The organism is Salmonella sp. SAL-020 (assembly GCF_017372215.1).
Taxonomy (GTDB): Bacteria; Pseudomonadota; Gammaproteobacteria; order Enterobacterales; family Enterobacteriaceae; genus Salmonella; species Salmonella enterica.
The window spans coordinates 403,058-423,205 of sequence record NZ_CP071690.1 but is presented as its reverse complement, the minus strand read 5'-3'; the positions used below and the strand labels follow the sequence as shown (position 1 = coordinate 423,205).

Annotated in this window: 14 protein-coding genes; 8 read left to right on the top strand and 6 right to left on the bottom strand. The window is 54.5% G+C overall.

From position 1 onward, the window contains the following. Positions 1–72 precede the first annotated feature (72 nt). Entirely contained in the window at positions 73–477 is a 405-nt protein-coding gene (locus J1G48_RS01870; RefSeq protein WP_001148919.1) for an OsmC family protein, read from the bottom strand. A gap of 307 nt (positions 478–784) precedes the next feature. On the opposite strand from J1G48_RS01870, the gene crp reads away from it, so the two are divergent. Then, the gene (gene crp / locus J1G48_RS01865; protein WP_000242758.1) at positions 785–1,417 is read left to right on the top strand and encodes a cAMP-activated global transcriptional regulator CRP; all 633 of its coding nucleotides are present in this window, start codon (positions 785–787) and stop codon (positions 1,415–1,417) included. A gap of 48 nt (positions 1,418–1,465) precedes the next feature. Then, positions 1,466–3,553 carry a YccS/YhfK family putative transporter gene (locus J1G48_RS01860; protein ID WP_000269312.1) on the top strand — a complete coding sequence of 696 codons (2,088 nt, stop codon included), beginning with the start codon at positions 1,466–1,468 and terminating at the stop codon, positions 3,551–3,553. Positions 3,554–3,595: 42 nt separating this feature from the next. Here the strand turns inward: J1G48_RS01860 and J1G48_RS01855 are convergent, their stop codons facing one another. The 5 genes from J1G48_RS01855 to ppiA form a co-directional block, all read right to left on the bottom strand. Beyond that, on the bottom strand, positions 3,596–4,813 hold the full coding sequence (locus J1G48_RS01855) for an aspartate aminotransferase family protein (protein WP_000190037.1): 1,218 nt from the start codon (positions 4,811–4,813) through the stop codon (positions 3,596–3,598). 85 nt (positions 4,814–4,898) lie between these two features. Next, positions 4,899–5,462 carry an aminodeoxychorismate synthase component 2 gene (gene pabA, locus J1G48_RS01850; RefSeq protein ID WP_000601880.1) on the bottom strand — a complete coding sequence of 188 codons (564 nt, stop codon included), beginning with the start codon at positions 5,460–5,462 and terminating at the stop codon, positions 4,899–4,901. A 31-nt stretch (positions 5,463–5,493) separates the two neighbouring features. Next, positions 5,494–6,096 carry a putative adenosine monophosphate-protein transferase Fic gene (locus tag J1G48_RS01845; protein WP_001280665.1) on the bottom strand — a complete coding sequence of 201 codons (603 nt, stop codon included), beginning with the start codon at positions 6,094–6,096 and terminating at the stop codon, positions 5,494–5,496. Next, a complete protein-coding gene (locus J1G48_RS01840; RefSeq protein WP_001519136.1) occupies positions 6,086–6,253 on the bottom strand; it encodes a YhfG family protein in 168 nt (55 codons plus the stop codon). The genes J1G48_RS01845 and J1G48_RS01840 overlap by 11 nt, the downstream gene beginning before the upstream one ends. 108 nt (positions 6,254–6,361) lie before the next feature. Then, positions 6,362–6,934 carry a peptidylprolyl isomerase A gene (gene ppiA, locus J1G48_RS01835; protein WP_000920480.1) on the bottom strand — a complete coding sequence of 191 codons (573 nt, stop codon included), beginning with the start codon at positions 6,932–6,934 and terminating at the stop codon, positions 6,362–6,364. Positions 6,935–7,210: 276 nt separating this feature from the next. Here ppiA and tsgA point away from each other — a divergent pair, with 276 nt between their 5' ends. The 6 genes from tsgA to bigA all read left to right on the top strand — a co-directional run bounded on the left by tsgA (position 7,211) and on the right by bigA (position 20,020). Then, positions 7,211–8,392 carry an MFS transporter TsgA gene (gene tsgA / locus J1G48_RS01830; protein WP_000185217.1) on the top strand — a complete coding sequence of 394 codons (1,182 nt, stop codon included), beginning with the start codon at positions 7,211–7,213 and terminating at the stop codon, positions 8,390–8,392. A gap of 262 nt (positions 8,393–8,654) precedes the next feature. Next, positions 8,655–11,198, top strand: a complete 2,544-nt coding sequence (gene nirB / locus J1G48_RS01825) for an NADPH-nitrite reductase large subunit (RefSeq protein ID WP_000049249.1) — start codon at positions 8,655–8,657, stop codon at positions 11,196–11,198. Then, positions 11,195–11,521, top strand: coding sequence for a nitrite reductase small subunit NirD (gene nirD / locus J1G48_RS01820; protein ID WP_000084813.1), 327 nt, complete (start codon positions 11,195–11,197; stop codon positions 11,519–11,521). Before nirB ends, nirD begins: the two co-directional genes overlap by 4 nt. 195 nt (positions 11,522–11,716) lie before the next feature. Then, positions 11,717–12,526, top strand: coding sequence for a nitrite transporter NirC (gene nirC / locus J1G48_RS01815; protein ID WP_000493576.1), 810 nt, complete (start codon positions 11,717–11,719; stop codon positions 12,524–12,526). Positions 12,527–12,537: 11 nt separating this feature from the next. Continuing rightward, positions 12,538–13,911: a siroheme synthase CysG gene (gene cysG / locus J1G48_RS01810; protein WP_000349897.1), complete on the top strand. Its 1,374-nt coding sequence runs from the start codon at positions 12,538–12,540 to the stop codon at positions 13,909–13,911. A 328-nt stretch (positions 13,912–14,239) separates the two neighbouring features. Continuing rightward, positions 14,240–20,020, top strand: a complete 5,781-nt coding sequence (gene bigA / locus J1G48_RS01805; RefSeq protein ID WP_012543403.1) for an autotransporter adhesin BigA — start codon at positions 14,240–14,242, stop codon at positions 20,018–20,020. Positions 20,021–20,148 lie beyond the last annotated feature (128 nt).

Sequence of the window (20,148 nt, the reverse complement as noted above, 5' to 3'; positions counted from 1 at the left end):
CTACGCTTATCGGGCCTACGAGATAAAAACGGGTAGGCCGGATAAAGCCACGCCGCCATCCGGCATCACATGTTACGCCGCAATCACTTCATACGAATGGGTAATATTGACCGCTTTTTCCAGCATTAGCGCCACCGAGCAATATTTTTCCGCGGAGAGATCGACAGCGCGCGCGACGGCAGCCTCTTTCAGATCGCTGCCGGTAACGATAAAATGCAGATTAATGTGCGTAAACAGGCGCGGCGCGTCTTCCCGGCGCTCGGATGTCAGCTTCACTTCGCAGTTGGTGACATTCTGACGGCCCTTTTGCAGGATTGATACCACATCAATAGCGCTACATCCGCCAGCCGCCATTAATACCATCTCCATCGGACTCGGCGCTTTGTCACCGGAGTTACCATCCATTAAAATCTGGTGGCCGGAGGAGGACTCTCCGAGGAACGTGAGCCCTTCAACCCACTTTACACGCGCTTGCATATTTCGTAACTCCAATGTTTCAATTTTCCTGAAAGATTACGCGCATACAACAAAAGTCGCAATGGAAGGCGACCTGGGTCATGCTGAAGCGAGACACCAGGAGACACACGGCGAAAGCTATGCTAAAACAGACAAGATGCTACAGTAATACATTGACGTACTGCATGTATGCAGAGGACATCACATTACAGGCTACAATCTATTTTCGTAGCCCCCTTCCCAGGTAGCGGGAAGTATATTTTTGCAACCCCAGAGACAGTGCCGTTTTCTGGCTCTGGAGACAGCTTATAACAGAGGATAACCGCGCATGGTGCTTGGCAAACCGCAAACAGACCCGACTCTTGAATGGTTCTTGTCTCATTGCCACATTCATAAGTACCCGTCAAAGAGCACGCTGATTCACCAGGGTGAAAAAGCAGAAACGCTGTACTACATCGTTAAAGGCTCCGTGGCAGTGCTGATCAAAGATGAAGAAGGGAAAGAAATGATCCTTTCTTATCTGAATCAGGGTGATTTTATTGGTGAACTGGGCCTGTTTGAAGAAGGCCAGGAACGCAGCGCCTGGGTACGTGCGAAAACCGCATGTGAGGTCGCTGAAATTTCCTACAAAAAATTTCGCCAATTAATCCAGGTCAACCCGGATATTCTGATGCGCCTCTCTTCCCAGATGGCTCGTCGCTTACAAGTCACCTCTGAAAAAGTAGGTAACCTCGCCTTCCTTGACGTCACCGGGCGTATCGCTCAGACGCTGCTGAATCTGGCGAAACAGCCCGATGCCATGACGCACCCGGATGGGATGCAGATCAAAATCACCCGTCAGGAAATCGGCCAGATCGTCGGCTGCTCCCGCGAAACCGTTGGTCGTATTTTGAAAATGCTGGAAGATCAAAACCTGATCTCCGCGCATGGCAAGACCATCGTCGTCTACGGCACCCGTTAATTCCGTCAGAATGGCGCGTTTTATCATGCGCCATTTTTGTTTGCATCGATGTGGCGAAGACTGATTTATCACCCAGAGATTAATTACGCACTACGGCAAACGCTGGTGCTGTGTCTGCCTGTGGCTGTCGGTTTATTGATAGGCCAGCTACACCTGGGCTTGCTTTTCTCTCTCGTTCCCGCCTGCTGCAACATTGCAGGTCTGGATACCCCGCACAAACGTTTTTTTAAACGCCTGATCATCGGCGCGTCGCTGTTCGCCGGATGCAGTCTGGTAACGCAACTTCTGCTGGCGGAATCCATCCCCCTGCCGTTGATCCTGACCGGGCTCACGCTGGTGCTTGGCGTGACGGCGGAAATTAGCCCGCTTCACGCGCGGTTACTGCCAGCGTCGCTGATTGCCGCCATCTTTACCCTGAGTCTTGCAGGATACATGCCCGTCTGGGAGCCGCTGCTCATTTATGCGCTGGGCACGCTATGGTACGGCGTGTTTAACTGGTTTTGGTTCTGGCTATGGCGCGAACAGCCGCTGCGCGAGTCATTGAGTTTGTTATACCGTGAACTGGCCGATTATTGCGAAGCGAAATACAGCCTGCTCACCCAACATATCGATCCGGAAAAAGCGCTGCCTCCCCTGCTGATACGCCAGCAAAAAGCGGTCGATCTCATTACCCAGTGTTACCAACAGATGCATATGCTTTCGGCGCACAACAATAATGATTACAAGCGCCTGTTACGGGCTTTTCAGGAAGCGATGGATTTGCAGGAGCACATCTCCGTCAGCTTGCATCAGCCGGAAGAGGTACAGAAACTGGTAGAACGCAGCCATGCGGAAGAGGTGATTCGCTGGAATGCGCAAACGGTCGCCGCCCGTCTGCGCGTGCTGGCGGATGACATTCTTTATCATCGTCTGCCGACGCGCTTCTCCATGGAAAAACAGATTGGCGCTCTGGAGAAAATCGCCAATCAGCATCCTGAAAATCCGGTAGGCCAGTTCTGCTATTGGCACTTCAGTCGAATCGCCCGTGTGCTGCGTACTCAGCGGCCGCTGTACGCCCGCGACCTGATGGCCGATAAACAGCGTCGTTTGCCGCTACTTCCGGCGCTGAAAAATTATATGTCTCTTAAATCACCGGCGCTACGCAACGCCGGACGCATCAGCGTGATGATGAGCATCGCCAGTCTGATGGGCAGTGCGTTGCACCTGCCTAAACCGTACTGGATACTCATGACGGTGCTGTTTGTCACCCAAAACGGCTATGGCGCGACGCGCGTACGTATTCTGCACCGTTCAGTCGGAACGCTGGTCGGCCTGGTGATTGCCGGCGTCACGCTGCACTTACATATTCCCGAAAGCATTACGCTGGCGGTCATGCTGGTACTAACGCTGGCAAGTTATCTGATTATTCGTAAAAACTACGGCTGGGCGACGGTCGGCTTTACGGTGACGGCGGTATACACCATCCAGTTACTGACGTTAAACGGAGAGCAGTTTATTGTGCCGAGGCTGATCGATACGCTGATTGGCTGTTTAATTGCCTTTGGCGGCATGGTCTGGCTGTGGCCGCAATGGCAAAGCGGGCTATTACGTAAAAACGCCCATGATGCGCTGGAAGCCGATCAAGAAGCTATCCGACTGATCCTCAGTAACGATCCGCAGGCCACCCCGCTCGCTTATCAAAGAATGCGGGTCAACCAGGCGCATAACACGTTATTCAACTCGTTAAATCAGGCAATGCAGGAACCCGGATTCAATACCCACTATCTGTCGGATATGAAACTGTGGGTCACGCACAGCCAGTTTATTGTCGAGCATATCAACGCTATGACGACGCTGGCGCGGGAACACACCATGCTGACGCCTGATCTGGCGCAGCGCTATCTGGAATCTTGCGAGATTGCGATTCAGCGCTGCCAGCAGCGCCTGGAGTACGACAGGCCAGGCGGCTCCGGCGATGTCAATATTCTGGAGTCGCCGGACATGCCGTCACATGGCTTATTGAGCACTCTGGAACAACATTTACAGCGCATCATTGGCCATCTGAACACCATGCACACCATTTCGTCGATGGCCTGGCGTCAGCGTCCGCATCACGGTATCTGGCTGAGTAAGCGGCTACGGGATACAAAAAGTTAAGACCGACTGCCGGATGCGCTACGCTTATCCGGCAATCTGCCATCAGGCAACCACCTTCCCTACCGCCTGCGCAAAGCGCTGCATTCCTTCATTGATATCCGCATCTTCCACCACCAGCGACGGGGCAAAACGCATCACGTCGGCTCCGGCATTGAGCACCATCACGCCGGCCTCCGCGCCTGCGTACAGAAAATCGCGCGCCCGATCTTTGTACTTCGGCTTCAGTTCCGCGCCAATCAGCAGCCCCATGCCGCGAATATCGCTGAAAATGTCAAATTGCTCGTCAATCGCCTGCAAATGTTGCACAAACTGTTGCCGCTTAGTGTGAATGCCTTGTAGTACTTCTGGCGTATTAATAATATCGAATGCCGCGCCAGCCACCGCACAGGCCAGCGGATTACCGCCATAGGTTGAACCATGCGAACCGACATGGAAGGCCGAGGCTATTTCCTGCGTGGTCAGCATGGCGCTCACCGGAAAACCGCCGCCTAACGCTTTGGCGCTGGTGAGGATATCCGGCGTGACGCCGTAGTGCATATAGGCAAACAGGTCTCCGGTGCGCCCCATCCCGCACTGCACTTCATCAAACACCAGCAACGCCTGATGCTCGTCACACAGGTCGCGTAACCCTTTGAGGAATTCCGGTGTAGCCGCCTGCACGCCGCCTTCACCCTGAATCGGCTCGACCACCACCGCGCAGGTGTGGTCATCCATTACCGCTTTCACCGCATGAAGATCATTGAAGGGAACGTGAATAATATCGGCGGGTTTCGGCCCAAAGCCGTCGGAATATTTCGGCTGCCCGCCTACAGAGACGGTAAACAAGGAACGGCCATGAAAGGCGTTATGGAAGGCAATGATTTTCGTTTTGAACGGGCTATGGCGCACGCAGGCATAATGACGCGCCAGTTTAAAAGCGGTTTCGTTCGCTTCGGTGCCAGAATTCATAAACAGCACGCGCTCGGCAAACGTGGCGTCGATCAGTTTACGTCCCAGACGCAACGCCGGTTCATTGGTAAAAACGTTACTGGTATGCCACAAGGTTTCCCCCTGGGATTTCAGCGCCTCGACCAGTGCCGGATGGCAATGGCCCAGCACAGTCACTGCAATCCCGCCGGCGAAATCGATATACTCTTTGCCCTGCTGATCCCATACGCGGCTGCCTTTACCTTTGACCGGAATAAAGTCCGCCGGTGCATAAACAGGCAGAATCACCTCATCAAAAGTTGCGCGCGTAATAGCCGTTTGTTCAGTTGCCATATCATTACCACCCGGTTAAGTAGAAATGCCAGTGAAATTATAATCACAAAATATGAATAAAAAATCACTCAATAGCAACCACAAATCAACGCCGGAGGAAATTTTTCAGCAGAGCGTGTCCTTGTTCGCTGAGAATACTTTCCGGGTGGAACTGCACGCCTTCCAGATCCCACTCGCGGTGGCGAATGCCCATAATCTCCTGCGTTTCGCTCCAGGCGGTGATCTCAAAACACTCAGGCAACGTGGCAGGGTCGACAATCAGCGAGTGGTAACGTGTCACGGTTAACGGGCTGGGCAATCCCCGAAACACGCCCTGTCCATTATGCGTAACAGGTGACGTTTTACCGTGCATCACTTTCGCTGCCCGCACCACCGACGCGCCAAAGGCCTGCGCCATCGCCTGATGACCCAGGCAAACGCCCAGCATCGGAATACGTCCGGCATAATGGCGGATGACCGCCAGTGAAATGCCAGCGTCATTCGGCGTACAGGGGCCAGGAGAGATAACGATTTTTTGCGGGTTCAAAGCGTCAATGTGCGCCAGCGTCAGCGCATCATTGCGCCGGACCTGCACTTCCGCGCCCAGTTCACAAAAATACTGGTAGAGGTTCCAGGTAAAGGAATCATAGTTATCGATAAGCAGGATCATGGCGGCTCCGGGTGAGTAGAACCGCACTATTTTACTCAGTTTCGCGAGCTTCGCTTATCGCTTTCTGAAAAATCGCCTGCAAAGCGGAGAGATCGCCCATCGCGCCGCTCTGGTTCGCCTGCTTCCATGTTTCAACCGCAATACCTTGCCAACTCAGCGCATAGCCTGCATGTAACGCCAGCTGTTCAAAGAAGATGCGCTGCGCCAGCCCGCTCCCCAAACGAAACGGATGAAGCACGTTAATTTCACAGTAGTAATGCGCCAGCCGCTCGACAAACTTCTCGTGCGCCAGACCGACCAGATAGCCCTCTTCTTCCAGATCCTGCATCAGAGCATTGCCCTCTTTTTCGATATAGGCAAAGTGGCAGAAACGGGTATCGCCCTGGTAAATATCGACCTCCCGCAGTTGCCCTGCCCAGTCGAAAATATCCTGATAGAGCTGGCGATGAATCGCGCACAGATGAGGCAAGCCGCGTATCAGCGGCCCCAGTTCAATCGTGGCGGCGCGGAGCGCGGTCATTTCGTATGCCGCTTGCGCCAGTCGCTGGGCCTGATGAATCCCCAGCCGATTACGCATCACGTTCAGCCCCGGATAGAGGTACGGATCGCGCCCTTCGCCAAATTTATCGCTCATAGTGCCTCCGAAGCTCGTCAAGACGTGCCAGCGCTTCATCGGCGGTCAGGGTTACTAAGGGGATCTCAATACCTTCGAGACGGCGGCTTTGCTGGAAGTTAACGTTGCGCCGCTGTTCCCAAAAGCGTGACTTTTGTTTATCGGTAAGTTTCTTCACCGGGCCTCCCTGAATATGTCTGTGCTTGACCACAAGTATAAGCAGCAATTTCAGGTTACGCTGAGACAGGGAGAAAACGCGGGCGGCTCGCGCCCGCGCAGGCATGTTTTATGGCAGGACTTTCGCGGAAAGGATAACGACTGGTTTTGTCGGCACATTCTGATAAGGCCCGACATCGTGCGTCGGTACCTGTGAGATTTTATCGGCGACATCCATACCTTTTACCACTTTACCAAATACCGCATAGCCAAAGTCGCGCTGGCCGTGGTCGAGAAAAGCGTTATCCGCGACGTTAATAAAGAACTGGCTGGTGGCGCTGTCTTTATCTGCGGTGCGCGCCATCGCGATCGTGCCGCGAGTATTACGCAGACCGTTGTCGGCTTCATTCTTAATCGGCGGATTCGGTTTCTTCTGCTGCATCTGCTCGTTAAAACCACCGCCCTGAATCATAAAGCCAGGAATAACTCGGTGAAACGTAGTGTTGTTATAGAAACCACTGTTGACGTAATCGACAAAGTTTTTCACAGAAATCAGCGCTTTCTGGCTGTTCAGCTCCAGCTCAATATTCCCGGCGGAGGTGGTTAACAGCACATGAGGATCACCTTTTGCTGCCAACGCTACGGGAGAAAGAGCAGAAAGAGCGAAAACAGCTGCGACAGCCGCCAGAGTCGATTTGAGCATGAGATTTCCTTAAAGAGAGCAGAAATAAAGCAAGTGGAATGATTCTAAAGAGCCTTCCTGGGCCAGGCCAGCCCTTTACCTAATTTTACGTACATGAAACAAATGTAACGTTACGACGCAACGCCTTGTCCTTGCAATATGATGTGACAAACATCACATTAAAAAATGTAATGAACATTACTATCACTAATAATTATTTAAATACATCACAAAAACGCCTAAAATCTGCCCGCTTAACGCGCCCTCCACGCGCTTCACTTCTCTTCAAGGCCAGACATGACTAACAGCAACCGCATCAAGCTCACATGGATCAGCTTTCTTTCCTACGCCCTGACCGGGGCGCTGGTGATTGTCACCGGGATGGTGATGGGAAATATCGCAGACTATTTTCATCTGCCCGTTTCCAGCATGAGTAACACCTTTACTTTTCTGAACGCCGGGATTTTGATCTCGATCTTCCTCAACGCGTGGCTGATGGAAATCGTCCCGCTGAAAACACAGCTACGCTTTGGTTTTATCCTGATGGTGCTGGCGGTGGCCGGGCTGATGTTCAGCCATAGCCTGGCGTTGTTCTCAGCGGCGATGTTTGTGCTGGGGCTGGTCAGCGGGATCACCATGTCGATTGGCACCTTCCTGATTACGCAACTGTATGAAGGGCGTCAGCGCGGTTCCCGACTGCTGTTTACCGACTCCTTCTTCAGCATGGCGGGGATGATTTTTCCTATGGTCGCCGCCTTCCTGCTGGCGCGTAGTATTGAGTGGTACTGGGTCTACGCCTGCATCGGCCTGGTCTACCTGGCGATTTTCATCCTGACCTTCGGCTGTGAATTTCCGGCGCTGGGTAAACATGCGCAGCACTCTCAGGCGCCTGTCGCCAAAGAAAAATGGGGCATTGGCGTACTGTTTCTGGCCGTCGCCGCGCTGTGCTATATCCTCGGTCAATTAGGCTTTATCTCCTGGGTGCCGGAATACGCCAAAGGCCTCGGCATGAGCCTGAATGACGCCGGGGCGCTGGTGAGTGATTTCTGGATGTCCTATATGTTTGGCATGTGGGCGTTCAGCTTTATCCTGCGCTTTTTCGATCTGCAACGCATTCTGACCGTACTGGCGGGTATGGCGGCGGTACTGATGTATCTGTTTATTACCGGCACGCAGGCGCATATGCCGTGGTTTATTCTGACGCTGGGCTTCTTCTCCAGCGCCATTTATACCTCCATCATTACGCTGGGATCGCAGCAAACGAAAGTGGCCTCGCCTAAGCTGGTTAACTTTATTCTGACCTGCGGCACTATCGGAACGATGCTGACCTTCGTCGTCACCGGCCCGATTGTAGCGCACAGCGGCCCACAGGCGGCGTTACTCACCGCGAATGGTCTGTATGCAGTGGTCTTTGTGATGTGCTTTGCGCTCGGCTTTGTCTCCCGTCATCGTCAGCATAGCGCGCCGGCTACGCATTGATAATCCTTGCCGGATGGCGACATCGCCCTCCGGCACTCTATCCCCCCTCCTGACGGGGTAGGCCTGTTGGCCTAAAAACCCCTCATTTTGTATGTCATTTGTACAAACCTGAAAAGCCTGACAATTCCGCCACTTATAAAAATCCAGACAAATCAGCCACATACCCATTAAGAGGTATATAAAGGTGAATTTGATTTACATCAATAAGCGGGGTTGCTGAATCGTTAAGGTAGGCGGTAATAGAAAAGAAATCGAGGCAAAAATGAGCAAAGTCAGACTCGCTATTATCGGTAATGGTATGGTCGGCCACCGCTTTATTGAGGATCTCCTTGATAAATCCGACGCTAGCCTGTTCGACATTACCGTGTTCTGTGAAGAACCCCGTAAAGCCTATGACCGTGTCCACCTGTCATCCTACTTCTCTCACCACACCGCGGAAGAGCTCTCTCTGGTGCGTGAAGGATTTTACGAGAAGCACGGCGTAAAGGTACTGGTTGGCGAACGCGCAATTACCATTAACCGTCAGGAGAAAGTGATTCACTCCAGCGCGGGTCGTACCGTTTATTATGACAAGCTGATCATGGCGACCGGTTCCTATCCGTGGATCCCGCCGATTAAAGGCTCCGAAACCCAGGATTGCTTCGTTTACCGTACCATTGAAGACCTCAACGCTATCGAAGCCTGCGCCCGTCGCAGCAAGCGCGGGGCGGTGGTCGGCGGCGGTCTGCTGGGGCTGGAAGCCGCTGGCGCGCTGAAAAACCTCGGCGTGGAAACGCACGTCATTGAATTTGCGCCAATGCTGATGGCGGAACAACTCGATCAAATGGGCGGCGAGCAGCTACGTCGCAAGATCGAAAGCATGGGCGTGCGTGTACACACCAGTAAAAACACGCAAGAGATTGTTCAGCAGGGTAACGAAGCGCGTAAGACTATGCGTTTTGCCGACGGCAGCGAGCTGGAAGTCGATTTCATCGTCTTCTCTACCGGTATTCGCCCCCGCGACAAGCTGGCTACCCAGTGCGGTCTGGCCGTCGCGCAGCGCGGCGGGATCGTGATTAACGACACCTGCCAGACGTCTGACCCAGATATCTACGCTATCGGCGAGTGCGCCAGTTGGAACAACCGCGTTTACGGTCTGGTCGCACCAGGCTATAAAATGGCCCAGGTCGCCGTTGACCATATCCTCGGCAGTGAAAACGCCTTTGAAGGGGCGGATCTCAGCGCCAAGCTGAAGCTGCTGGGCGTGGACGTCGGCGGCATCGGCGACGCGCATGGCCGCACGCCGGGCGCGCGTAGTTACGTTTACCTCGATGAAAGCAAAGAAGTCTACAAACGTCTAATTGTCAGCGAAGATAACAAAACGCTGCTCGGCGCAGTACTGGTCGGCGACACCAGCGATTACGGCAATTTGCTGCAACTGGTACTGAACGCCATCGAACTGCCGGAAAACCCGGATTCGCTGATCCTGCCGTCGCACGCGGGCAGTGGTAAACCCGCTATCGGCGTGGATAAACTGCCGGACAGCGCGCAGATCTGCTCCTGCTTCGATGTGACTAAAGGCGATCTGATCGCCGCTATCAATAAAGGCTGCCATACCGTGGCGGCGCTGAAAGCGGAAACCAAAGCCGGAACCGGCTGCGGCGGCTGCATCCCGCTGGTGACGCAGGTACTGAACGCCGAACTGGCGAAACAGGGTATTGAAGTCAACAACAACCTGTGCGAGCACTTTGCTTATTCTCGTCAGGAACTGTTCCACTTAATCCGCGTGGAAGGTATCAAAACCTTTGAAGAACTGCTGGCGAAACACGGTAAAGGCTACGGCTGCGAAGTGTGTAAGCCGACCGTCGGTTCGCTGCTGGCGTCGTGCTGGAACGAATACATCCTCAAGCCGCAGCACACGCCGCTACAGGATACTAACGATAACTTCCTGGCGAATATCCAGAAAGACGGTACTTACTCGGTGATCCCGCGCTCGGCGGGCGGCGAAATCACCCCGGAAGGTCTGGTGGCCGTGGGGCGTATCGCCCGCGAGTTTAACCTCTATACCAAAATTACCGGTTCTCAGCGTATCGGTCTGTTTGGCGCGCAAAAAGACGATCTGCCGGAAATCTGGCGTCAGTTGATTGAAGCCGGTTTCGAAACCGGTCACGCGTACGCCAAAGCGCTGCGGATGGCGAAAACCTGCGTCGGCAGCACCTGGTGCCGCTACGGCGTGGGCGACAGCGTCGGTTTCGGCGTGGAGCTGGAAAACCGCTACAAAGGCATTCGTACCCCGCACAAAATGAAATTCGGCGTCTCCGGCTGTACCCGTGAATGTGCGGAAGCGCAGGGCAAAGATGTGGGTATCATCGCCACGGAGAAAGGCTGGAACCTGTACGTCTGCGGTAACGGCGGGATGAAACCGCGTCATGCGGATCTGCTGGCAGCCGATCTCGATCGCGACACGCTGATCAAGTACCTCGACCGCTTTATGATGTTCTACATCCGTACTGCCGACAAACTGACCCGTACCGCGCCGTGGCTGGATAATCTGGAAGGCGGCATCGAGTACCTGAAATCGGTCATCATCGACGATAAGCTGGGCCTGAACGAACATCTGGAAGAAGAGATGGCGCGCCTGCGCGCAGCGGTGGTCTGCGAGTGGACAGAAACCGTTAACACCCCATCCGCACAGGTTCGCTTTAAGCACTTTATCAACAGCGACAAACGCGACCCGAACGTCCAGGTTGTGCCTGAACGTGAACAGCATCGTCCGGCCACGCCGTATGAACGTATCCCGGTCACTCTGGTGGAGGAAAACGCATGAGCCAGTGGCAAAACATCTGCAAAATCGATGACATCCTGCCGGGAACCGGCGTCTGCGCGCTGTTAGGTACTGAACAAGTCGCGATTTTCCGTCCTTACCATAGCGATCAGGTGTTCGCGATCAGCAACATCGACCCGTTCTTTGAGGCCAGCGTGCTGTCTCGTGGACTGATTGCGGAACACCAGGGCGAACTGTGGGTCGCCAGCCCGCTGAAGAAACAGCGCTTCCGCCTGAGCGATGGTTTGTGCATGGAAGATGAGCAGTTCTCTGTGAAACAGTACGACGCGCGGGTAAAAGACGGCGTGGTGCAGTTGCGCGGTTAATTATTTTTGGGAGGCGCAACGCCTCCCCTTTTTTGTATTTTTTTTCATTTTAATTGTTATCACAAAATCATTTGTACTGCATCGCGGCGGCAACTGAGCAAATCCCCAGGAACATAGTTCACTATGTGACTGGGGTGAGCGAGGGCAGCCAACAAAGAGGCAGTGCAAAGGATGAAGTGAGAAAAGGATAATCAAATGTTTACAGACACTATCAATAAGTGTGCGGCTAACGCTGCGCGCATCGCACGCCTGTCGGCGAATAATCCGCTCGGCTTCTGGGTCAGTTCGGCAATGGCCGGGGCTTATGTCGGTCTCGGCATCATTCTTATTTTCACCCTCGGCAATCTGCTCGACCCGTCCGTGCGTCCTTTGGTGATGGGAGCGACCTTCGGTATCGCCTTAACGCTGGTCATCATCGCAGGTTCCGAACTGTTTACCGGCCACACCATGTTCCTGACGCTGGGCGTCAAAGCAGGCACCATCAGCCACGGTCAAATGTGGGCTATCCTGCCGCAAACCTGGCTCGGCAACCTGGTCGGTTCCGTGTTTGTCGCCCTGCTTTACAGCTGGGGCGGCGGCAGTTTGTTGCCGGTCGATACCAGTATCGTTCACTCAGTCGCGCTGGCGAAAACCACCGCGCCCGCCACGGTACTGTTCTTCAAAGGCGCGCTGTGTAACTGGCTGGTTTGTCTGGCAATCTGGATGGCGATTCGCACCGAAGGCACGGCAAAATTTCTTGCTATCTGGTGGTGTCTGCTGGCGTTTATCGCTTCCGGCTACGAGCACTCCGTCGCGAATATGACGCTGTTTGCCCTCTCCTGGTTTGGTCATCACAGCGACGCCTATACCCTGTCCGGAATCGGACACAATCTGTTATGGGTCACTCTGGGCAATACTTTGTCCGGCGTCGTGTTCATGGGATTGGGTTATTGGTATGCTACGCCGAAATCGGAGCGTCCTGTTCCGCAAAAAACCAACCAAATTAAGGTTACAGCCAACCATTAAGGGGTAATGTCGTGGACCATTTGCCTATATTTTGTCAATTACGCGACCGCGACTGTCTGATCGTCGGCGGTGGCGATGTCGCAGAACGCAAAGCACGGTTACTGCTGGAAGCAGGCGCACGTTTAACGGTCAATGCGCTAACCTTCATTCCACAGTTCACCGTATGGGCAAATGAAGGCATGTTGACTCTGGTTGAGGGTCCGTTCGACGAAACGCTTCTCGACTCGTGTTGGCTGGCGATCGCGGCCACTGATGACGATACCGTCAACCAGCGCGTCAGCGACGCGGCGGAGTCACGCCGTATCTTCTGCAACGTGGTGGATGCGCCGAAAGCCGCCAGCTTTATCATGCCCTCCATTATTGACCGCTCGCCGCTGATGGTCGCCGTCTCCTCGGGCGGCACTTCCCCGGTACTGGCGCGTCTGCTGCGCGAGAAACTGGAATCGCTGCTGCCGCAGCATCTGGGGCAGGTCGCGCGCTATGCCGGGCAACTCCGCGCCCGGGTGAAAAAGCAGTTTGCCACGATGGGCGAGCGTCGTCGCTTCTGGGAAAAATTTTTCGTCAATGACCGGCTGGCGCAGTCGCTGGCGAATGCCGATGAGAAAGCGGTTAACGCGACAACCGAACGCCTGTTTAGCGAACCGCTGGATCACCGTGGCGAAGTCGTGCTGGTCGGCGCCGGGCCGGGCGATGCCGGACTGCTGACGCTGAAAGGGTTACAACAAATCCAACAGGCGGATATCGTGGTTTACGATCGCCTCGTCTCCGACGACATTATGAACCTGGTACGCCGCGATGCCGATCGGGTCTTTGTGGGGAAACGCGCGGGTTACCACTGCGTCCCACAGGAAGAAATCAACCAGATCCTGCTGCGTGAAGCGCAAAAAGGTAAACGCGTGGTACGCCTGAAAGGCGGCGATCCCTTTATCTTTGGTCGCGGCGGCGAAGAGCTGGAAACGCTGTGTCATGCCGGTATTCCTTTCTCGGTAGTGCCAGGGATTACCGCGGCTTCCGGCTGCTCCGCCTACTCCGGTATTCCGCTAACCCATCGCGATTACGCCCAGAGCGTACGTCTGGTCACCGGTCACCTGAAAACCGGCGGCGAGCTGGACTGGGAAAACCTGGCGGCAGAAAAACAGACGCTGGTGTTCTACATGGGGCTGAATCAGGCAGCGACTATCCAGGAAAAACTGATCGCATTCGGTATGCAGGCCGATATGCCGGTTGCGCTGGTAGAAAACGGTACCTCCGTGAAGCAACGCGTCGTCCACGGTGTGCTGACGCAGCTTGGTGAATTAGCGCAACAGGTTGAAAGCCCGGCGCTGATTATCGTTGGCCGGGTCGTTGGCTTACGCGATAAATTAAATTGGTTCTCTAATTATTAATTAAAATAACGCCCTGAATAACAGGGCTTTATTTTACAACTACTCGTAATCTCAAATTATTTTTACTTAAAAGTGAATTAAGAAATCAACTTTAAATACACCAGAAAAATTTAAATAGTAATAATTCTGCCTAAAAACCCTTTTACTCGTCAAATTCACCCCTTATTCATTCATACAATAAATAACACCGTTAAGCACTCAATTTGACCTGACCTGGTTATCGGGTGATAAAATAAACACTAAAGCATAATTTTTCTTCTGGCCATTTCATCATTGCCTGTACCGCTCTCTGCATATGTTTAGTACGCAAGGAAAATATTAATTAAGGATGAACCCTATGCAAAAGAAAAAACTTATTTCTATCGCTATCGCTTTAACGCTACAAAGTTATTACATTCCGGCCATCGCCGCAGAAAATAACGATGATGAAAAAGAATGTCCCAGTAATATCTCCTCCCTGCCTAAAGAAAAACGCGCAAAACTTTCACCGACCTGCCTTGCTACACCTGAAAATGATAATCACTGGGGCTGGGTTGCTGGCGGCGTTGCTGCACTGGTCGCAGGTGTGGCTATTGGCGTTGAAAATAACGGTGGCGGAGATTCTAATCATTCTTATACCCCCCCTACGCCCGATAATGGCGGCGATGACAATGTGATCCCGCCCGACGATAGCGGCGATGACGATGTAACCCCACCCGACGATAGCGGCGATGACGATGTAACCCCGCCCGACGATAGCGGCGATGACGATGTAACCCCGCCTGATGATAGCGGCGATGACGATGTAACCCCGCCCGACGATAGCGGCGATGACGATGTGACCCCGCCCGACGATAGCGGCGATGACGATGTGACCCCGCCTGACGATAGCGGCGATGACGATGTAACCCCGCCCGACGATAGCGGCGATGACGATGTGACCCCGCCCGATGATAGCGGCGATGACGATGTAACCCCGCCCGATGATAGCGGCGATGACGACGACACGCCCCCAGATGACTCTGTTATTACCTTCAGCAACGGCGTCACCATCGATAAAGGCAAAGACACCCTGACCTTCGACAGCTTCAAACTGGATAACGGCAGCGTTCTTGAGGGTGCCGTGTGGAATTATTCAGAACAGGACAACCAGTGGCAGCTCACCACCGCGGACGGTAAAACGCTGAACGTCACCGGCTGGGACGTGACCGACGCCAATGCCGCCGTGATTGAAGGCACCCAGGAAAACGGTCTCTACTGGAAGTACGACAGCCGGGGCTATCTGATTATTGCCGACGATAACACCACCGTTATCAGCGGCGATGACCAGGCGCATAATTCCGATCGCGGCATGGATATCAGCGGCCAGGATCGCACCGGCGTGATTATTTCCGGCGATAGAACCGTCAACACGCTCACCGGGGACTCCAGTGTGACCGACGGTGCCACCGGCATGGTTATCTCCGGTGACGGCACCACCAACACCATTTCGGGCCACTCCACGGTGGACAACGCCACCGGCGCGCTGATTTCCGGCAACGGCACCACCACCAATTTCGCCGGTGACATTGCCGTGAGCGGCGGCGGTACCGCCATCATCATCGACGGCGACAACGCCACGATTAAGAATACCGGTACCTCTAACATCAGCGGCGCAGGCTCCACCGGCACCGTCATTGACGGCAATAACGCCCGCGTCAACAATGACGGTGATATGACCATCACCGACGGCGGCACCGGCGGCCACATTACCGGCGACAACGTGGTTATCGATAACGCCGGGAGCACTACCGTCAGCGGCGCAGACGCCACGGCGCTGTATATCGAAGGCGACAACGCGCTCGTTATCAACGAAGGTAATCAGACTATCTCCGGCGGCGCCGTCGGTACGCGCATTGACGGCGACGACGCCCATACCACCAATACCGGTGATATCGCGGTGGATGGCGCGGGCTCTGCCGCCGTGATTATCAACGGCGACAACGGCAGCCTGACCCAGGCGGGCGATCTGCTGGTCACCGACGGCGCGATGGGCATCATCACCTACGGCACCGGAAATGAAGCAAAAAATACCGGCAACGCCACCGTGCGTGATGCGGACTCGGTGGGTTTTGTGGTTGCAGGCGAAAAAAACACCTTCAAAAACAAAGGGGATATTGACGTCAGCCTTAACGGCACCGGCGCGCTGGTGAGCGGCGATATGTCGCAGGTTACGCTGGATGGCGATATTAACGTTGTCTCAGTCCAGGACAGCGAAGGCGTGTTTAGCTCAGCGACAGGGGTGAGCGTGAGCGGCGACAGCAACGCCGTTGATATCACCGGCAACGTAAATATCAGCGCCGACTACGGGCAGGATGACCTGGCTGCCGGGGCTCCCCCGTTAACTGGCGTTGTCGTCGGCGGCAACGGCAATACCGTTACCCTTAATGGCGCGCTGAATATTGATGACAACGATCTGTCCGCCGCCAGCGGACAATACCTGGACGTTGTTGGCCTGAGCGTAACAGGTGATGATAACGACGTTGAGATTGACGGCGGTATTAATATCACCCACAGCGAGGATCCACTTGATGGAACCTCTGCAGACATTACCGGCATCAGCGTCAGCGGTAACAGTACCGTTACGCTAAACGGTCATTCTACCATTGATACCAACACGGTAGTGGGGGGGCACGTTGTACTGGCGCGGGTCAACAACGGCGGCTCCCTGATTCTGGGTGATGACTCAGTTGTTGACGTTAATGTCAGTTATATACCCACAGGCTATTACACCTACAACGCGTTGCTGATGGCTGATGGCGAAGGCACATCAATTGAAAATAAAGGCGATATTACAAGCCATGGCGTGTATTCCGTCATTCGCGCAGATAACGGCTCGGAAGTCAGCAACAGCGGAGATATTCTGGTCTACGCGACCAGTAGCAACAGTAGTGAGGATCGTGCAGCCATCACAAGGGCTAGTGGCGAGGGATCGGCTGTTCATAACAAAGCCGGCGGCGATATCACCCTCATTTCTGATCAGACGCCGCAGGGCAGTGGCGGTATTGAAGTATACCCATTGAAATGGTACACCCACACCTTTTACGCCATGATGGCTTCGGATTATGGCGATGTCGTTAACGATGAGGGCGCCACGATCCATTTGCAGGGGGCAGGTGTATATGGCGTTACCGCCAGCCGAGGTAAAGCACTAAACGAAGGCGATATCTATCTGGATGGCCTTGTCCCGACGCTGGACGATGAAAATAACATCACCAGCACCAGCTACTGGCAGCCATCATCGCTCTATCTCACCAGCTCAGGAATGGTGGCGGGTTCCACCGATGCCGATGGCGACGCCACCGCCATCAACACCGGCAACATTACCGTCAACAACGCCGGGTTCGGCATGATGGCGCTTAATGGCGGCACCGCCATTAACCAGGGCGTGATCACCCTGACCGCCGATGACGGCGTGACCGGTCAGGCAGACGAGCTGGTCGGGATGGCGGCGCTCAACGGCGGCGTCGTCATCAACGACACCAGCGGCGTGATTAACATCGACGCCGATTACGGCCAGGCGTTTCTGAGCGACAGTTCCAGCTACATCATCAATAACGGCTCTATCAACCTTAACGGCAGCCCGATGGATGATACTGATTCACACATGGGCGGCACGCCAACGGACAAAATCTGGATTCAGTCTCTGCCCGGCAGCGGCGACAGCGACACCAGGACCTCCGACACAGGTTTCTTCACCGCCGGTACGCTGGCCAACTACGGTACTGAAACCCTGAACGGCGATGTGGACGTTAACGGGGGCTGGCTGTACAACGAAGCGGGCGCCTCGCTCACCGTCAACGGCACCGTGACGATTAACGGCGGGGCTAACGCGCTGGCTAACTACGGGACGCTGGACGCGGACGCTATTTCCACCTGGCACAGCCTCTTTAATGAAGCGGACGGCAGCATCACCACCGATCTGTTAACCCTTAATGGCGACGTTACTTTTTACAATAACGGCGATTTCACCGGCTCCATAGCGGGCACCAGCTACCAGCAGGAAATCGTCAATACTGGCGATATGACGGTGGCGGAAGATGGCAAATCGCTGGTCAGCGGCAGCTTCTATTTCTATAACGAAGAGGACGCAACGCTTACCAACAGCGGCAGCGCGGTGGAAGGCGGCGAGAACACCATCATCAATCTGACGCGCGCCAACGATTCGCTGACCCAGGTGAACAGCGGCACCATCACCGCCACTAACGGTTACAGCGCCATCACCACGGCCAACGGCAGCAATGACCCCAAATGGATCTGGAACACCGCAACCGGCGTGATTAACGGTATTAACCCGGATGCGCCGCTAATCAATTTGGGCCGCGGCTATAACTTCGGCAACCAGGGCACTATCAACGTGCAGGGCGATAACGCCGTGGCGATTAGCGGCGGCACCAGCAGTTATGTCATTAACCTGGTCAATAGCGGCACCATCAACGTCGGTACCGAGCAGGGCAAGGAGGACGGCACCAACGGCACCGGGCTTATCGGCATCAAGGGCAACGGTAATGCCACCACCATAAACAACACCGCAGACGGCGTGATCAACGTTTACGCGGATGACTCGTATGCGTTTGGCGGCAAGACCAAAGCCATCATCAACAACGGCGAAATCAACCTGCTGTGCGACAGCGGCTGCGACATCTACGCGCCGGGTACTACGGGCACGCAGAACGACCATAACGGGACAGCGGACATCGTCATCCCGGATGCGACTACCGCCCCGACCGAGGGCAGCATCCCGACGCCGCCAGCGGATCCCAACGCGCCGCAGCAGCTCTCCAACTATATTGTTGGCACCAACGCCGACGGTAGCTCCGGTACGCTGAAAGCCAATAACCTGGTGATTGGCGACAACGTGAAGGTGGATACCGGCTTTACCAGCGGTACGGCGGATACCACCGTGGTGGTGGATAACGCCTTCACCGGCAGCAATATCCAGGGCGCGGACAACATCACTTCCACCAGCGTGGTGTGGAACGCCCAGGGTAGCCAGGATGCCGACGGCAACGTTGACGTCACCATGACCAAAAACGCCTATGCCGATGTGGCCACCGACAGCTCGGTAAGCGACGTGGCGAGTGCGCTGGACGCCGGTTACACCAACAACGAGCTGTACACCAGCCTTAATGTGGGGACTACCGCCGAGCTGAACAGCGCACTGAAGCAGGTGAGCGGTGCTCAAGCCACCACGGTATTCCGTGAAGCCCGGGTGTTAAGCAACCGCTTTACCATGCTGGCCGACGCCGCGCCGCAGATCAAAGATGGCCTGGCGTTTAACGTCGTAGCGAAAGGCGACCCGCGCGCGGAGCTGGGCAACGACACCCAGTACGACATGCTGGCATTACGCCAGACGTTGGATCTCACCGCCAGCCAGAATCTGACGCTGGAGTATGGTATTGCGCGTCTGGATGGCGACGGTTCGAAAACCGCGGGCGATAACGGCCTGACCGGCGGCTACAGTCAGTTCTTTGGTCTGAAGCACAGCATGGCGTTTGATGAAGGTCTGGCGTGGAACAACAGCCTGCGCTATGACGTACATAACCTCGACAGCAGCCGTTCTGTCGCCTATGGCGATGTCAATAAAATTGCCGATTCCGACATGCGTCAGCAGTACCTTGAGTTTCGCAGTGAAGGGGCGAAAACTTTCACCATGATGAGTGATACGCTGAAAGTCACGCCGTATGCCGGAGTGAAATTCCGTCACACCATGGAAGATGGCTACAAAGAGCGCAGCGCCGGAGATTTTAACCTGTCCATGAACTCTGGCAACGAAACGGCGGTAGACTCTATTGTCGGCCTGAAGCTGGATTACGCCGGGAAAGACGGCTGGAGCGCCACAGCTACCCTGGAAGGCGGCCCGAACCTGAGCTACAGCAAGAGCCAGCGTACAGCGTCATTACAGGGTGCGGCGGGTCAATCGTTCGGCGTGGATGACGGTCAAAAAGGCGGCGGCATTAATGGCCTGGCAACCATCGGCGTGAAATACAGCAGCAATGATACCGCGCTACATCTGGATGCCTACCAGTGGAAGGAAGACGGTATCAGCGATAAAGGCTTTATGCTTAACGTTAAGAAAACATTTCGTTAAATAAACGACATTATATAACACTAATAAAGGCCGCTTATTATTAATCGGCCTTTTTAAATCATATCATCTGGTAAAGATAAAGTCCTTATTTGGACTACCTGTATAGTTTAATAATTGCTATCGTACTA

Coding starts and splice junctions, on each gene's coding strand:
- J1G48_RS01855 (WP_000190037.1), bottom strand. CDS start 4,813: ATGGCAACTGAACAAACGGCTATTACGCGCGCAACTTTTGATGAGGTG.
- bigA (WP_012543403.1), top strand. CDS start 14,240: ATGAACCCTATGCAAAAGAAAAAACTTATTTCTATCGCTATCGCTTTA.
- nirD (WP_000084813.1), top strand. CDS start 11,195: ATGAGCCAGTGGCAAAACATCTGCAAAATCGATGACATCCTGCCGGGA.
- ppiA (WP_000920480.1), bottom strand. CDS start 6,934: ATGCTCAAATCGACTCTGGCGGCTGTCGCAGCTGTTTTCGCTCTTTCT.
- J1G48_RS01845 (WP_001280665.1), bottom strand. CDS start 6,096: ATGAGCGATAAATTTGGCGAAGGGCGCGATCCGTACCTCTATCCGGGG.
- nirC (WP_000493576.1), top strand. CDS start 11,717: ATGTTTACAGACACTATCAATAAGTGTGCGGCTAACGCTGCGCGCATC.
- nirB (WP_000049249.1), top strand. CDS start 8,655: ATGAGCAAAGTCAGACTCGCTATTATCGGTAATGGTATGGTCGGCCAC.
- pabA (WP_000601880.1), bottom strand. CDS start 5,462: ATGATCCTGCTTATCGATAACTATGATTCCTTTACCTGGAACCTCTAC.
- J1G48_RS01860 (WP_000269312.1), top strand. CDS start 1,466: ATGTGGCGAAGACTGATTTATCACCCAGAGATTAATTACGCACTACGG.
- tsgA (WP_000185217.1), top strand. CDS start 7,211: ATGACTAACAGCAACCGCATCAAGCTCACATGGATCAGCTTTCTTTCC.
- crp (WP_000242758.1), top strand. CDS start 785: ATGGTGCTTGGCAAACCGCAAACAGACCCGACTCTTGAATGGTTCTTG.
- J1G48_RS01870 (WP_001148919.1), bottom strand. CDS start 477: ATGCAAGCGCGTGTAAAGTGGGTTGAAGGGCTCACGTTCCTCGGAGAG.